13 protein-coding genes and 4 tRNA genes are annotated in these 14,338 nt (G+C 62.2%); 8 read left to right on the top strand and 9 right to left on the bottom strand.

Annotated elements, in window-relative coordinates; all coding sequences use genetic code 11:
* Positions 1–11: 11 nt before the first annotated feature.
* The 3 genes from H7E91_RS04855 to H7E91_RS04845 all read left to right on the top strand — a co-directional run bounded on the left by H7E91_RS04855 (position 12) and on the right by H7E91_RS04845 (position 2,767).
* Positions 12–743: an IclR family transcriptional regulator gene (locus H7E91_RS04855; RefSeq protein ID WP_126039609.1), complete on the top strand. Its 732-nt coding sequence runs from the start codon at positions 12–14 to the stop codon at positions 741–743.
* Between the two features lie 99 nt (positions 744–842).
* Entirely contained in the window at positions 843–1,967 is a 1,125-nt protein-coding gene (locus H7E91_RS04850) for a glycosyltransferase family 4 protein (protein ID WP_182353974.1), read from the top strand.
* Positions 1,968–2,014: 47 nt separating this feature from the next.
* Entirely contained in the window at positions 2,015–2,767 is a 753-nt protein-coding gene (locus H7E91_RS04845) for a DUF364 domain-containing protein (protein ID WP_182353973.1), read from the top strand.
* Between the two features lie 15 nt (positions 2,768–2,782).
* On the opposite strand, the gene pdxH is transcribed toward H7E91_RS04845, so the two are convergent.
* On the bottom strand, positions 2,783–3,439 hold the full coding sequence (gene pdxH / locus H7E91_RS04840; protein WP_182353972.1) for a pyridoxamine 5'-phosphate oxidase: 657 nt from the start codon (positions 3,437–3,439) through the stop codon (positions 2,783–2,785).
* Positions 3,440–3,602: 163 nt separating this feature from the next.
* On the opposite strand from pdxH, the gene H7E91_RS04835 reads away from it, so the two are divergent.
* A complete protein-coding gene (locus H7E91_RS04835) occupies positions 3,603–4,178 on the top strand; it encodes a biotin transporter BioY (protein WP_182353971.1) in 576 nt (191 codons plus the stop codon).
* A gap of 177 nt (positions 4,179–4,355) precedes the next feature.
* Positions 4,356–5,639: a GNAT family N-acetyltransferase gene (locus H7E91_RS04830; RefSeq protein WP_182353970.1), complete on the top strand. Its 1,284-nt coding sequence runs from the start codon at positions 4,356–4,358 to the stop codon at positions 5,637–5,639.
* Positions 5,640–5,687: 48 nt separating this feature from the next.
* On the opposite strand, the gene H7E91_RS04825 is transcribed toward H7E91_RS04830, so the two are convergent.
* From H7E91_RS04825 to gltX, 4 genes are all read right to left on the bottom strand, one after another.
* Positions 5,688–5,760: transfer RNA gene (locus tag H7E91_RS04825), tRNA-Glu, on the bottom strand.
* A gap of 61 nt (positions 5,761–5,821) precedes the next feature.
* A tRNA-Glu gene (locus tag H7E91_RS04820) sits at positions 5,822–5,894 on the bottom strand.
* Between the two features lie 22 nt (positions 5,895–5,916).
* Positions 5,917–5,988 (bottom strand) — tRNA-Gln (locus H7E91_RS04815).
* A 157-nt stretch (positions 5,989–6,145) separates the two neighbouring features.
* Positions 6,146–7,645, bottom strand: coding sequence for a glutamate--tRNA ligase (gene gltX, locus H7E91_RS04810; protein ID WP_182353969.1), 1,500 nt, complete (start codon positions 7,643–7,645; stop codon positions 6,146–6,148).
* Between the two features lie 55 nt (positions 7,646–7,700).
* Here gltX and H7E91_RS04805 point away from each other — a divergent pair, with 55 nt between their 5' ends.
* Positions 7,701–8,840: a MalY/PatB family protein gene (locus tag H7E91_RS04805; protein WP_182353968.1), complete on the top strand. Its 1,140-nt coding sequence runs from the start codon at positions 7,701–7,703 to the stop codon at positions 8,838–8,840.
* A gap of 52 nt (positions 8,841–8,892) precedes the next feature.
* On the opposite strand, the gene H7E91_RS04800 is transcribed toward H7E91_RS04805, so the two are convergent.
* The 4 genes from H7E91_RS04800 to H7E91_RS04785 form a co-directional block, all read right to left on the bottom strand.
* Positions 8,893–10,017: a baeRF11 domain-containing protein gene (locus tag H7E91_RS04800; protein ID WP_182353967.1), complete on the bottom strand. Its 1,125-nt coding sequence runs from the start codon at positions 10,015–10,017 to the stop codon at positions 8,893–8,895.
* Positions 10,018–10,138: 121 nt separating this feature from the next.
* Complete coding sequence (locus H7E91_RS04795; RefSeq protein WP_182353966.1) at positions 10,139–10,909, bottom strand: fumarylacetoacetate hydrolase family protein; 771 nt, start codon at positions 10,907–10,909, stop codon at positions 10,139–10,141.
* 57 nt (positions 10,910–10,966) lie between these two features.
* Positions 10,967–11,048: transfer RNA gene (locus H7E91_RS04790), tRNA-Leu, on the bottom strand.
* A gap of 43 nt (positions 11,049–11,091) precedes the next feature.
* The gene (locus H7E91_RS04785) at positions 11,092–11,556 is read right to left on the bottom strand and encodes a peroxiredoxin (RefSeq protein ID WP_182353965.1); all 465 of its coding nucleotides are present in this window, start codon (positions 11,554–11,556) and stop codon (positions 11,092–11,094) included.
* A 68-nt stretch (positions 11,557–11,624) separates the two neighbouring features.
* On the opposite strand from H7E91_RS04785, the gene H7E91_RS04780 reads away from it, so the two are divergent.
* Together H7E91_RS04780 and H7E91_RS04775 are read left to right on the top strand one after the other, a co-directional pair.
* Positions 11,625–12,743 carry a folylpolyglutamate synthase/dihydrofolate synthase family protein gene (locus H7E91_RS04780; RefSeq protein ID WP_182353964.1) on the top strand — a complete coding sequence of 373 codons (1,119 nt, stop codon included), beginning with the start codon at positions 11,625–11,627 and terminating at the stop codon, positions 12,741–12,743.
* Positions 12,744–12,817: 74 nt separating this feature from the next.
* Positions 12,818–14,338: a Re/Si-specific NAD(P)(+) transhydrogenase subunit alpha gene (locus H7E91_RS04775; RefSeq protein WP_182353963.1), complete on the top strand. Its 1,521-nt coding sequence runs from the start codon at positions 12,818–12,820 to the stop codon at positions 14,336–14,338.

Raw genomic sequence — 14,338 nt, 5'->3', positions numbered from 1 at the left:
AGTATCACTACATGGACAACTCTCAGGGATCCGGAGTCGGCGTTCTCGACAAGGCCGCTGCCGTTCTTGGGGCTCTCGAATCGGGGCCCCACACCCTTGCCCAGCTCGTCTCGGCAACGCACCTCGCCCGACCGACAGCACACCGCCTCGCAGTCGCGCTTGAGTATCACCGTTTCGTTACGAGGGACATGCAGGGCCGCTTTATTCTAGGTCCCCGGATGGAGGAGCTCGCCTCCGCCGCAGGTGGAGACCCGCTCCTCGCAGCGGCCAAGCCCGTTCTCATCGCGCTTCGCGACCACACCGGCGAATCTGCTCAGCTCTTCCGCCGCCAGGGCGACGTTCGCATCTGCGTCGCCGCCGCAGAGCGCAATCTTGGCGGATTAAGGGACACGATCCCCGTCGGGGCTGCTCTTTCGATGCTCGCGGGCTCAGCCGCTCAGGTTCTTCTCGCATGGGAGGAGCCGGACCGGCTCCACCGAGGGCTGCATGGGGCAAACTTTACCGCCACGACGCTGTCCGCAGTTCGTCGGCGCCGCTGGGCCCAGTCTGTGGCCGAGCGCGAGCCCGGAGTCGCCTCGATCTCCGCTCCCGTGTGGGGCCCAAGCGGCCGCGTCGTCGCGGCGGTGTCGATCTCCGGCCCGATTGAGCGGATGGGCCGTCAGCCGGGCCGCCAGCATTCCGTCGCGGTCGTCGCCGCAGCCAACAGGTTAACCGAGGTCCTCAAGCGGTCAGAAGATTACTGAACAGAGAGGCATCCTTCCCCCTTCATGCGCCCCGGTCCTCCGGGGCGCATGCGTGTCTGCGATGACCGGTGAGGTCCGACGATCTGGGAGGATAGTGCCATGCAGCGCACTCTCCTCGTGACGAACGATTTTCCACCGAGAACCGGAGGAATCCAGACTTACCTCGAAGGTTTCGTCGGACAGCTCGATCCGGACCGGCTCGTCGTCTACGCGTCCTCACCACCCGATGGCGGGGCCGAGGAATACGACGCCTCGGTGCCGTACAAGGTTATCCGCTACCCCGGAACGATGATGTTGCCGACCCCGCGCGTGCGGCAGACGATGCAACACATCATCCGTGAACACGACATCGAGAACGTGTGGTTTGGCGCATCGACTCCCCTGGGAATCATGGCGCGAGCAGCTCGCGCGGCCGGGGCGTCCCAGACAATCGCGACAACCCACGGTCATGAGATCGGCTGGTCGATGGTTCCCGGCGCGCGCCAGTTCCTGGCCCGGATCTTCCGCGACAACGATATCGTCACGTATCTGACGAAGGCGACGCTTGGGCGACTCGATCCCCTGCTCCAGCACACGGGAAGGCTACGACTGCCGGGTGGGATCAACCCGGAAGCCTTCGCTTTTGACGGGGACTTCCGCCGCGAGCTCCGCGAGCGCTACAGGATTGACGAGAACGCTCCGGTCGTCATCTGCATTTCCCGCCTCGTCGAGCGCAAGGGGCAAGACCTCCTCATCGAGAACTGGCACGTTATTGCCCAGCGCTTTCCCACCGCTCGCCTCGTCATCGTCGGAAAAGGCCCGTACCGCGAGAAGCTCGATGGGATGCGGGAAGCATCGCCCGCCAAAGATTCGATCATCTTCACGGGTGAGGTCCCCTACGCGGAGCTCGCTGGGCACTATTCACTCGGGGACATCTATGCGATGCCGTGCCGCACCCGAGGGGGAGGCCTCGATATCGAAGGCCTCGGCATCGTCTACCTTGAGGCCTACGCCGCGGGCCTGCCCGTTGTCGCGGGCAACTCAGGGGGTGCGCCCGAGGCTGTGTTGCCAGGAGAAACCGGTCTTGTCGTCAATGGCAGATCCGGCCATGCGCTCGTCGCAGCCCTCACCTATCTCCTCGAGGATCCGGAGCGGGCGAAAGCCATGGGCGCACGTGGCAAAGAATGGGTCGATAGGGTCTGGCGTTGGGAGCATCTCATCAAGCCACTGAAAGAAGTCCTGTGATTGTCAGCCGCCGCGGCTCACGACTGCTGCTCGGCTAGGATCGACACATGAACCCCTGGGCCCTGTATGACGATCTCATCGACGGAATCCCTGCCGGTGTGATGGTGCGTGACTACCAGGCAAATCCGATCTGGACGTGGGTGGAAGCGGGTGACGGGACGGTCGGGGTGGCAATGACACTGAACATCCGTAGCCGCCCCGGCAGTCGGTCCTCGCTCGTCGGTCGGCCGCTACGCGAGGCCGCCCTGCTCGTACGGTCGTGGAACCTCGTCGAGTCCAGCATCGGCGTCGCGGCGATCAACGCGTGGTACAACAACATGGAACGAGCGGATGCGTGCGGCAACCGGCTACCCCAGAGCGGGGCGTTCGATGTTCATCGCCCCAGGATCACGGGTAAGAAGGTGGCTGTTATCGGCCATTTTCCCTCCATCGAATCGCGCCTCGAGGAAGCGGGCGAACTCACGATTATCGAACGGAATCCACGCAGGGGTGACTACATCGACAGCGCCGCCGAGTACCTGCTACCAGAACAGGATGCCGTCTTCATCACCGGTTCGACACTCGTCAACAAGACCCTGCCGCGGCTCCTCGATCTTGCCCGCGGGGCATATGTCGTCCTCACGGGACCAAGCACCCCGCTGTCGCCAGCGCTGTACGACTGGGGAGTCGACGGTCTGTCAGGGCTGATCATCTCTCAGCCGAACGTTTTAAAGGACGGCCTTCGCGGCGCCGGCAATGGCGCCCCAAAGGACGCTGGCACGTTGGTTGATTATGTTCGAGGTGCTCCGATCGGGCAGTGACGCGACGTCGATTCCCTACGGGGCGAGCCGGTCGATGATCCAGTCCTCGCCGTCGCGACGGTAGCGAATTCGGTCATGTAGCCGGTCGGCTCGCCCCTGCCAGAACTCGACTACCGCGGGAACAACGAGGTAGCCGCCCCAGTTGTCCGGGCGAACCACCTCGGCCTCACCGGCTTCGACCCGTGCGGCCAGCTCATTGACCTGGCCAAGCAGTTCTTCCCTGCTGGCGATAACCCGCGACTGAGGTGAGACCATGGCGCCGACATTAGACCCGGGTGGACGTGAGTAGAAGTAGGCATCGGCTTCCTCGCCAGACACTCGGGTGGCCCGCCCTTCGATACGGACCACGCGATCAAGCTCGCGCCAATGAAAGAGGAGCGCGACGCGTCGATTGTGTTCGATCTCGTTCGCCTTGCGGGAGTCGTAGTTCGTGTAGAACACGATGCCACGATCGTCTACAGCCTTCGCAAGAACGACTCGGCTTGATGGTGCTCCCCTGCCGTCGACGGTCGACAGAACCATGGCATTGGGGTCCCGAAGATCCTCCTCGAAGGCGCGTGAGAGCCACTCCTCAAAGAGCTCTTTCGGTGCCCTCGGGAGGCTGTCCTCATGGAGCGAACCTCCATCGTACTGGCGGCGATCCCCACTGATCTTTCCGTGCTCAAGTCCCATGTCCACCATTATCCGACAGTTGTGGCACTTCGGATAGCCGGGGCCCTTCGCGCGTGTGACCTTGCTCGCGAAGGGCCGGGTCATTGCCTGACAGCCTAGAACAGGGAGCCCCGACGACTTACTATTTAGTAACTTACTGATTCGTACATATGGAAGGCGGACTGTGTCCACTCCCGCTATCGCAACTGCAGGCGTTCTCGCTGACCGGCTCTCGGTCTCGCGAGTTCACGATGTCGCTCTCGTCCTCGGCGGCACAGCGAGTGTCGCGCTCGCCGCTCAGATCATCATCCCGCTCGGATTCACCCCGGTACCCCTCTCCCTCGCGACCTTCGCTGTCATCCTCACCGGTGCAGCGCTCGGCCCAGCCAAGGGGGCACTCTCGCTTGGGCTCTACATGGCACTTGGCTTAGCTGGCGCCCCGGTCTTCGCTGACGGCGGCTCGGGATGGGTGGCAGCATCCTTCGGCTACATTGTCGGATATGTCCTCGCCGCCGCCGCGGCTGGCGCACTCGCTGACCGCGGGTTCGACCGCACCGTCGGAGGAACCGCGCTCCTCGTCCTCGCCTGTTCCGCACTCATCTACTCCATCGGACTGCCGTGGCTCATGGTCGCGACAGGCGCTGATCTTGGGTCGGGGCTTCAGATGGGCGTGCTGCCGTTCCTCATCGGCGACGCCATCAAGGGTCTCGCCGCCATGGCGCTTCTGCCGTCTACCTGGCGCCTTATCGGACGGCGCTGACACACTCGAATGACAGGGGCAGTCCCATACCGGGGCTGCCCCTGTCATGTGAGATGAGGGCGGGAGCTTGCGACAACGATGTCAACACCTATGCTCGCCGAACGAGACATACGCCACAGGCGGCGGTTCTTTCGGTACGGTGTCCACCATCAATAGCAGAGCGAAAGAAGAGCGCCCGTGACGACATGGCGAATCCGTGATTTCCAGCCCAACGACCTCGACGGCTTCCTTCGATTATGGGAGCAGTATGTCGCGCAGGTTGACGTGCCCGTCTACGCGCTGAACGAGGTCATCGCCTCAACGAGGGCAGATACTGCCGTCGTCGCCGTCATCGGGGATGAGATCGCGGGCGTCACAGTCGCACGTGCGGCTCACGAGCAGGCATGGATCGTCTTCTTGGCTGTTGCTGAGAAGTGGCGTCGCCGCGGCATCTCTCGGGCGATGCTGGGTGCGATCGAGCAACGCCTCGCATCCCAAGGCATCAGCCGCATGTCGATCCTCGTCCCGGACGAGATCGAGCACGTCGCCTCACTCAGCCGAGCCGGCTTCGCCGACCAGCGCCATTTGCGCTACTTCGAGCGCACAATTCCGATCCGTCAGGAGGAGATACTCCTCCTTCGGGAGCTCGGCGGGCGCATGCTCGGCAGAGACAGGTGGGATGCAATCGGCGGTATGACGAGGGAGAAAGAGCTTCTCGAACGACGCCTTGTTCTGCCGCTTGGTGACCCTGCTACGGCCGAACGGTTCGGCGTGGTTCCGCCCCGCGCCATTGTTCTCTTCGGACCACCCGGGACAGGTAAAACCACCTTCGCGAAGGCCATCGCGTCACGGCTCGAGTGGCCCTTTATCGAGGTCTTCCCGTCCCGACTTGCAGCCTCCCCACGCGGGCTCGCCGGTGAGCTACGCGAGGCATTTGAAAAGATCGACGGACTGGACCACGCGGTCGTCTTTATTGATGAGGTTGAGGAGATCGCCTCACGACGTGGCGGCGAGCCGCCCTCGCCCACGCAGGCCGTGACAAATGAGCTACTCAAGGTCATCCCGAGCTTTCGGGAGAAGCCCGGACGTCTTCTCATCTGTGCCACGAACTTTATCCGCGCCCTCGACCCGGCCTTCCTCAGGCACGGCCGCTTCGACTACGTCATACCCATCGGACTGCCGGATGACGAGGCGCGCCGCGCCATCTGGCTGACATTCATCCCCGAGGCATGCCGCGACCAACTTGACCTTGACGTGCTCGTCCATGCGAGCGAGGGTTTTTCGCCTGCCGATATTGAGTACGCCGCACGCGGCGCCTCTCAGGCCGCGTTCGAACGTGCCGTCACCGACGACGCGGGAAGTGCGGCACGAGGGCCGGAGCTTGAGGACTATCTCACCGCGACATCTCAGACGCGGGCGACAGTTTCGTCGGACGTGGCCAGGGAATTCGAGGACGACATCATGTCGCTCGCCCGCGTTTGACCCGCAGGCAAGAGAAAGGCCTGAGCATGTGCTCAGGCCTTGACTCTGTACCCCGTACCGGATTTGAACCGGTGTTACCGCCGTGAGAGGGCGACGTCCTAGGCCGCTAGACGAACGGGGCCTGCCGGCAGTACGCACTGCCGAGTGACAGCATACACTGCCGAGATAGCTTGCACTATCCGTACCCCGTACCGGATTTGAACCGGTGTTACCGCCGTGAGAGGGCGACGTCCTGGGCCGCTAGACGAACGGGGCCTCGATCTCCGAAGAGACCTTGCTGGGGTACTAGGACTCGAACCTAGACTAAATGAACCAGAATCACTCGTGCTGCCGATTACACCATACCCCAAGGTATCTCGCTCGCAGCCGGGGCTGCGCGCAAGATAAGACTCTACCCCGTCCACTTTTTCTGCGCAAAAATCGCGCGGGTGAAGGTGATCACGGCTACGGCGACCGTCGCTCACTCCTACCGAGAATGGGCTAGCACGATCGGTGTCAGCGCCGTATCAGGATTCGGAGTCGGGTTGCCGCTTGAGGAAGTCGGAAAGCTGTTGCAGGTGCTCGATTGTCTTCTCCCGGCCGATCAACTCCATGGAATCGAAGACCGGTAGAGAGACGTTCGACCCGCTCACCGCAACGAACAGCGGGGCAAAGGCGACGCGGGGTTTAAGTCCAAGGGTCTCGATGACAGCGGTCGACATCGTCTCCTTGATGGATTCCGCAGTGAAGTCGTCAAGTTCGGACAGATGCTTGATCGCCATAGCAAGCACCTGGGGAGCCGACTCGCGGAACTTCGCGAGAGCCTTCGGATCGTAGTTGATCTCGTGTGCCCGGACGAAAAGAAAGTGAACGAGAGGCAGAGTGTCCGACAACGTCTGAATGCGCGTTTGGGCGAGCGGTGCGGCACCTCGGAGAATCCTCTGCTCCATGGGGGTCAGCTCGTCGAACGACGAGGCGGAGACAGCGTCCCCGAGGAAGGGGACAATGCGGCGTACGAAATCGTCCGTGTCGAGGCGGCGAATGTGCTCAGCGTTGATTGCGATCGCCTTTTTCTCGTCGAACCGGGCCGGATTCGGATTGACGTCGGCGATGTCGAAAGCCTCGACCATCTCATCGATCGTGAAGATGTCGTTGTCGGGCGCAATCGACCACCCGAGGAGAGCGAGATAGTTGACGAGCCCCTCGGGGATCATTCCCTTCTCGCGGTGAAGGAAGAGGTTCGACTGTGGGTCACGCTTCGACAGCTTCTTATTGCCCTCACCCATAACGTAGGGCAAGTGACCGAAGGTCGGGATCTGCTTGGCGATGCCGAGCTCGACTAGCGCTCGATGAAGGACAACCTGGCGAGGAGTGGATGACAGCAGGTCCTCACCGCGCAGAACGTGTGTGATGTCCATGAGAGCATCATCAACCGGGTTCGTCAGCGTATAGAGCGGCTGACCATTGCCGCGAACAATGACGAAGTCAGGAATCGACCCGGGCGAGAACGTGATCTCTCCGCGGACTGCGTCGACAAAGGTCACATCATCATCGGGCATCCGCATACGGAGGACGGGCTGGCGTCCTTCAGCTCGGTACTCCGCCTTCTGTAGCTCGCTGAGGTTTCGGTCGAAACCGTCGTAACCGAGTTTCGGATCACGCCCCGCCGCGCGGTGACGCTCCTCAACTTCCTCAGGTGTGGAGAACGACTCGTACGCGTACCCTCCCTCAAGAAGTTTCTGGGCAACATCCGCATAGATGTCGAGCCTCTGAGACTGACGGTACGGCCCGTGCGGACCTCCCACCTCAACACCCTCATCCCAGTCCAAGCCGAGCCATCTCATCGCGTCAAGCAGCTGCTCGTAGGACTCCTCCGAGTCCCTCGCAGCATCCGTGTCCTCGATGCGGAACACGAAGGTACCGCCCGTGTGCCGGGCATATGCCCAGTTGAACAAGGCGGTGCGGATGAGGCCGACATGAGGTGTGCCCGTCGGCGAGGGGCAGAAACGAACGCGAACATCTGTCATGACATCAGACTATAACGGCTGTCGCGGATTCCCCCGCGGCGCCTAAGGTGGAGTCATGTTCGACAGCATCACACCCGATACCCTCCGAGCCACTGGCTCGCTCAAATGGACGGCGATCCCCGGCACGATCGGTATGTTTGTGGCCGAGATGGACTTCGGGGTTCCCCCGGTCGTCTCCGAGTGCCTGCGGGCCCGGGCTGACAGCGGCGCCATCGGCTACCTCCCCCGCCGCATGGCGGACGACCTCCGCGAGGCGACAGCCGAGCACATGTCCGCAGCCTACAGCTGGAAGGTCGAGCCGGCCTCCGTCTTTCTCTTCCCAGACGTGCTGGCGGTGCTTCGGGAGACCCTTCGTCATCTCGTGCCCGACGGGCCGGTCGTGCTCCCGACCCCGGCCTATATGCCGTTCCTCACGGTTCCCGCCGAGGAAGGCCGTGAACTCATCGAGGTGCCGAGCCTCGTCGAGGACGGCCGGTGGGTGCTCGACTACGACGGCATCGACCGTGCCCTGTCAGGTGGCGGTCTTTTCATTCTCTGCAATCCGTGGAACCCGGTGGGCAGGGTACTTGACCGAGACGAACTCGCGATCGTCGAGCAAATCGCGTCAGACAATGGCGCGACGGTCTTTTCTGATGAAATCCACGCCCCGCACGTTTTCGATGGCGTCCACATCCCCTACGCCACTATCTCTGAGCGGGCTACTCGGCACACGGTCACAGCGACGTCAACCTCGAAGGGGTGGAACACTCCCGGACTCAAGGTTGCACAGATGATCGTCGACGAGCCCTTCCGGGACACCATCGCTACCCCGGCGGGCCTCATCGAGGGCCAGATCAACACCCTCGGTGTCGAAGCAGCCACAGCCGTCTATCGAGACCCCGGAGAATGGTTGGCGACCGTCAAAGCCGAGCTTGATGATAGGCGACACCGCGTGGCTGAGGGAATCAATTCCATACCGGGACTGTCGACCTTCGTACCGGAGGGCACGTACATCGCCTGGGTTGACGCCTCCGGCTTGGCTGACCGGGTCGAATCACCCGTACGGTTCTTCCGCGAACACGGTGTGTCCCTGACCGATGGAGCTCATTGCGGCACCGGGTACGAGAAGTACATGAGGCTCATCTTCGGCACAACTGGTCCGATCCTCGACGAGGCTCTCGAACGGATGACGCGCGCAGTCGCCAGCCTGGACTGAGCCAAGCCACACCAATGAGGTGTGTCCCCCTACCGCGGGCAGAGGGACAATTCTAGATCGGATAGCGGAGCAACGCGGCGACGGGGCCTCCCTCGGGGATGTCCTCCGCCCGCACGGCGAGTACCCTGGCTCCGGTGCGCAGAGCCCGACGGGCAATCTCATCGCTGATGCCGTAATAGCGAGTGTCGTTCTCATCACCGAAGGTCAGTTTGCCATCGGCTTCGTCAAGGAAACCGGCCTGGTGATTGTCGATGTCGACGAGGAGGGTGTCGACCGCGCCGAAGGTCGCGGCCCGGGCGATCCGGGCGCTGTCGAACGCGACCCGGTCGCGCGGGTAGTTCTCGAGGAGGTCCTCACGCACCTGCGCGATGTCGTCCGCATAAATCTCATCGAGGATGGACCGCGCGGCGTTCGATAGCTCGGTGTTGTCTCGATCGTCAGGGTTACCATCGATTCCGTGGCTCGCGAGCTTCGTCGTCGACGAGACCGACCGGTAGATGCCCGCTAAAGGTTCCGCGGCGGCGAGGATGAGAGGCCGCTCACCGCCGGCGAGTACAGGCCGTACAGCCTGGTCCACCATACGCGCGTACTGCGGCAGTCGGACCTGCTTCATGACGCCGTAGTCCATACGGTCGAACGAGCTCCGGTTTGCATCATCGAATCGACCGACAGCATCTTCGAGACTGGTCGGCATGTCCTGCACCTCGACATCGAAGGCAGGTGAGTCGGCCGTGATCTCAATAAGTCGGGCGGCGTTCTGGGAAAGCGCAAGAACGAAGGCCGTGTGCGGGAACGTCACGGCACGTAGCAACGGCTTAATGTGGAAACGGTCGGAAACCTGCACTGTTGAGGTGAGCAGGTTCGGAAGCCGGAAGGTTGCCACACCATCGCTACTGAAAAAAACCGCCAACGAGTGGGACATGTACGCCCAGAACAGACCGTCGCTCGTGAGAGCGTCAACGTGCCCGGTGATCGCTTCGGCTTCCTGTCGGGACAAGCCCGCGTCTGTCAGTTGCCTGTAGGCATCGTCTGCAGCGTTGCGAAGTTCGAGCCGCGCGGTCTCGGTGTCTTGCGTGATAGGCGACGTCGGCACATAAATCGAGACGCAGTAGTCGTGCCGAGCAGCGGCGAGACGTTCGATGTCTGTCGAGGTCGGAATGTCGGTATGTAAAGCCACAGGGGCCTCCTTCTACGAGGGCAGGATGGATGGCAACGTTGTCCCGTTAACCTTCTTCTTCCACCTTATCGCGTGACCTACGACATAGCCGTCATTCACTGGAAAAATCCATCAACACCTGTCAGGTGCTGCGTAGCTCATTGCTCAACGTGCCAAGCCCGTCGATCTCGATCTCGACGGTGTCACCAGGGACGATGGTGCCCACCCCTGCCGGGGTTCCGGTAAGAATGACATCACCGGGAAGGAGCGAAAACGCATGCGAGATGTAGGAGACGAGTTCGTTAACTGGCCGGATCATCTGTGAGGAGCGACCATCCTGCCTCAGCTCGCCGTTAACGTAGGACCGGATAGCGACGTCCGATGGTTCGTAGTCGAGGTCGATGACAGGGCCGAGCGGGCATGACGTGTCAAAGCCCTTCGCCCGCGCCCACTGTTCCTCGGCGCGCTGAACATCGCGGGCAGTCACGTCGTTCGCGATGGTGTAGCCGTAGATGACGTCGTCGACCCGCTCGATGGGCACGTCCTTGCACGGCCTGCCGATGACAACGGCGAGCTCTGCCTCGTAGGAGATCTCATTCGACCAGGCAGGCTGGATGATGGCGTCATCGGGGCCGATCACGGAGGTATTGGGTTTGAAAAAGAGGAGCGGATTCTCTGGCGTCGCCGATCCCATCTCTTCGATGTGGGCGGCGTAGTTCCGGCCGACCGCAACAACCTTCGAACGCGGGATAATCGGAGACAAAACCCGCGTGTTTCTCATGGGCACGCGCTGGCCCGTCGTGTCGAGACCTTGGAAAATCGGATCACCGGCCAGGACCACATACTCGTCCGTGTCGCGATCGACAATTGCGTAGCGGGGACCTGATTCCAGTGAGATACGAGCAATCTGCATGTTCTCAGCCTAGTCCAGGCGAGAATTCTCGTCCGTCGATCGGAGGTAAAACAGTCGTGCGCGAGGCGGGACTTGAACCCGCACGTCCGAAGACACTGGAACCTAAATCCAGCGCGTCTGCCAATTCCGCCACTCGCGCGCGACTATCAGGATAGGTGACGACACCCGTTATCGCCGAACTGCTATCCGAAAATGTTCTTTGTCACGCGTGCGACGTGACCCGTCGCCTTCACGTTGTACATCGCCTCGGCGATTGTGCCATCGGGATTGATGACGAATGTCGAGCGGATGACGCCCATCACCGTGCGTCCATAGTTCTTCTTCTCGCCCCACGCACCATAGGCCTCGAGTACCTCGTGGTCCGGGTCGGAGCCCAGAGGGAAGTCGAGTAGCTCGGCGTCTCTGAAAGCCTCAAGCTTGTCAAGTGGATCGGGCGAGATCCCAATGACTCGGTACCCCGAGTCGGTCAGCCTGGAATCCCGGAAGTCGCAGGCTTCCGTCGTACATCCCGGAGTCATCGCCTTCGGATAGAAGTAGACGATAACGCCCTTCTCGGCTTGTTTGAGAAGGTCTGCCAACGCCAGCTTTCCGCTCGGTGTGTCGATTTCGAATTGCGGAGCCGGATCGCCCGGCTGAAGTCGTGTCATGAAGGGATTCTATCCGCGGGTGATGGCGAAGGAACAGAATCTGCCGGGAGCTGACTAGGATGCGGGTAATGACAGCACGACACCTGCCAGAAGACGAGCCATTCTTCGCCCAGTGGGAGCGCAGGGGCAAGATGTCGCGCACCCTTCATTCATCCGTCGCACTCGCCAGCGCGCTGTCGCTGTCCCCGCCGCCGTCAATGGCGGTCGTCGGGTCCAAGGGCAAGGGCACCGCAGTCGCGGCTGCATCGATGGCGCTGACTGCGGCAGGCCTCACAACAGTCGCCATCACCTCGCCAGCGTTCCGCTCGAACCGCGAGCGGATCAGAGTCGACGGAGCGGAATTGTCTCACGACGAATATGTGAGACTTTCGGCACATCTGTCGGAGCTTCTTCCGTTGCTTCCACCTGACCATTACCTCTCACCCTCGGGTGCATACACGATCATGGGGGCGTGGTGGGCAGAGCAGATTGGTTCCGACGTCCTCATCGTCGAAGAGGGCATGGGTGGCGTGACCGACGAGGTGTCCCTGTTCGCCCACAGTGCTCTCGCCATCACTCCGATCTTCATCGAGCATGCGGGAATCATTGGCGATGACCTCACGTCGATCGCAGAGAACCTCATCGGGGCGGGGTCCAGCAGTGTCCGGATTGTCGGCTCCGCGGAGCAGGAGCTTCATGCACACCACCTCGTTCACTCCACGGCGGAGACATGGGGGGCCGAGATCGTGCCGGTGACTCCGCTGCCTCACATCAATCCCCTTATCGGCGAAAACATGGGAGTTGGTGCGGCTGTGGGGACGGCGATGGCGGGGCTTCTCGGCCACCGCCCACGTGACTTTCGGGTGCCTAATCTCCCCGGCCGCTCCTCAATCCACACCGGGCCAGCAGGCCGCTGGTTCGTCGACGCTGCGATCTCACCGGCCGGGGTTGCCGCTGCGCTGGAGGCATCACCGCTACCCGCTCCAACCATCGTCGCCTCGTGGCCGGAGTCGAAGGACCGCGATGGATGCAGCGCACTCGTCCCGAACGCGATCCACGTGTGCGTTCCCGGGTTGCCTTACCCAGCGGGTCTTCCCACCCTTCAGGACGTGTCTGCTGGGCTTGAGGGAGACGTTCTGGCTCTCGGAACAATGTCGTTTATCGCCGAGGTTCTCGATCACCTCAAAGTCCCGACCGACTTGTGGTAGGACACAATCCCCATGCATGCCCATTATGACCGGATATTCTTTTCTCATTAGTGTCTTTATTGAAGGGATTTACTGTGCGAATTGGTGTACCGGCCGAACAGGGCCAGACCCTTGTCGCGGCCACTCCCGACACCGTCGCCCAACTGATTAAGCTCGGCTACGACGTTGCAGTCGAATCCGGGGCCGGAGCTGAAGCGCAGTTCCCGGATGAGCAGTACATCAGTGCGGGTGCCCGGATTGTCGACGCCGAGGAGGCCTGGTCCTCCGACATCGTGACGAGCATTCGACCTCCCGCGGAGCTAGAGAAGATCCGCCGCGGCGGCATCCTCATCTCCAAGCTCGCCCCGGGAGCGAACACCGCGCTCGTCGAAGCGCTCGCCGAGCGTGGCGTGACGGCGATGGCGATGGACGCCATCCCCCGCATCTCCCGTGCCCAATCGATGGACGTCCTCTCAAGCCAGGCGAACATCGCGGGCTATCGTGCCGTTGTTGAGGCCGCCCATGCCTTCGGCCGTCTCTTCACCGGTCAGGTGACGGCAGCCGGCAAGGTTCCGCCAGCCGCTATCTACGTCATCGGCGCCGGCGTCGCCGGTCTTGCCGCGATCGGCACCGCAGGTTCGATGGGCGCCATTGTCCGCGCCACCGATATCCGCTCCGAGGTCGGCGAGCAAGTCGAGTCGATGGGCGCCGAATTCGTTCCGATCCCCGCCCCAGCGCAGGAGTCCTCCGACGGCTACGCGAAGGAGATGACGGACGCACAGGCGGAGGCCGCTACTCGGCTGTACGCGGAGCAGACCGCTGCCGCTGACATCGTCATCTCGACGGCGTCAATTCCTGGCCGCCGTTCCCCCATCCTCATCACAGCCGACATGGTCGACGCCATGAAGCCCGGCTCCGTCATCGTCGACATGGCCGCCGCTGGTGGTGGCAACTGCGAGTTGACCGAACCGGGCCGGACAGTCGTGACTGAGAACGGCGTGACGATCATCGGTATTGAGGATCTCGCCGCCCGCCTGCCCGCCCAGTCCTCGCAACTGTATGCGCAGAACATCGTCAACTACCTCAAGCTACTCACCCCCGAGAAGGACGGCCGGGCGGCAATCAACTTTGATGACGTCATCATCCGCGCTGTCACGGTGGCGGACGCGGGGCAGGTCATGTGGCCCCCGCCACCGATCCAGGTCTCTGCCGCCCCGCAACCGAAGGCAGTTGAGCCAGCCGCGATCGTCGAGGAGAAACCCGCCGCACGCGGGATCAAGAAGTCGACGATCTGGCTAGCGCTTACTGCGGTCCTCGGTGCAGCGCTCGTCCTCGTGAGCCCGGTCGGAATGACAGGACACTACATCGTCCTCGCGCTCGCGATCATTGTCGGCTTCTACGTCATCACGAATGTCACCCACGCTCTGCATACCCCGCTCATGAGCGTGACGAACGCGATCTCCGGCATCATCATCGTCGGCGCGATCATCCTTATCGGAACAGGTAGCTGGGTCGTGACGGTCTTCAGCTTCATCGCAATCGTCATCTCGTCCATCAATATCTTCGGCGGCTTCGCCGTCACACACCGCATGCTCGGCATGTTTAGGAGGGCATGA

The sequence above is a fragment of the Flaviflexus huanghaiensis genome (assembly GCF_014118685.1).
GTDB classification, from domain to species: Bacteria; Actinomycetota; Actinomycetes; order Actinomycetales; family Actinomycetaceae; genus Flaviflexus; species Flaviflexus huanghaiensis.
This window is presented reverse-complemented; position numbering and strand designations above follow the sequence as displayed.

Excerpts from the sequence above, each read along its gene's own strand:
- H7E91_RS04855 (WP_126039609.1), top strand. The coding sequence starts at position 12 with ATGGACAACTCTCAGGGATCCGGAGTCGGCGTTCTCGACAAGGCCGCT.
- H7E91_RS04795 (WP_182353966.1), bottom strand. The coding sequence starts at position 10,909 with ATGCAGATTGCTCGTATCTCACTGGAATCAGGTCCCCGCTACGCAATT.
- H7E91_RS04850 (WP_182353974.1), top strand. The coding sequence starts at position 843 with ATGCAGCGCACTCTCCTCGTGACGAACGATTTTCCACCGAGAACCGGA.
- H7E91_RS04845 (WP_182353973.1), top strand. The coding sequence starts at position 2,015 with ATGAACCCCTGGGCCCTGTATGACGATCTCATCGACGGAATCCCTGCC.
- pdxH (WP_182353972.1), bottom strand. The coding sequence starts at position 3,439 with ATGGGACTTGAGCACGGAAAGATCAGTGGGGATCGCCGCCAGTACGAT.
- H7E91_RS04805 (WP_182353968.1), top strand. The coding sequence starts at position 7,701 with ATGTTCGACAGCATCACACCCGATACCCTCCGAGCCACTGGCTCGCTC.
- H7E91_RS04780 (WP_182353964.1), top strand. The coding sequence starts at position 11,625 with ATGACAGCACGACACCTGCCAGAAGACGAGCCATTCTTCGCCCAGTGG.
- H7E91_RS04785 (WP_182353965.1), bottom strand. The coding sequence starts at position 11,556 with ATGACACGACTTCAGCCGGGCGATCCGGCTCCGCAATTCGAAATCGAC.
- gltX (WP_182353969.1), bottom strand. The coding sequence starts at position 7,645 with ATGACAGATGTTCGCGTTCGTTTCTGCCCCTCGCCGACGGGCACACCT.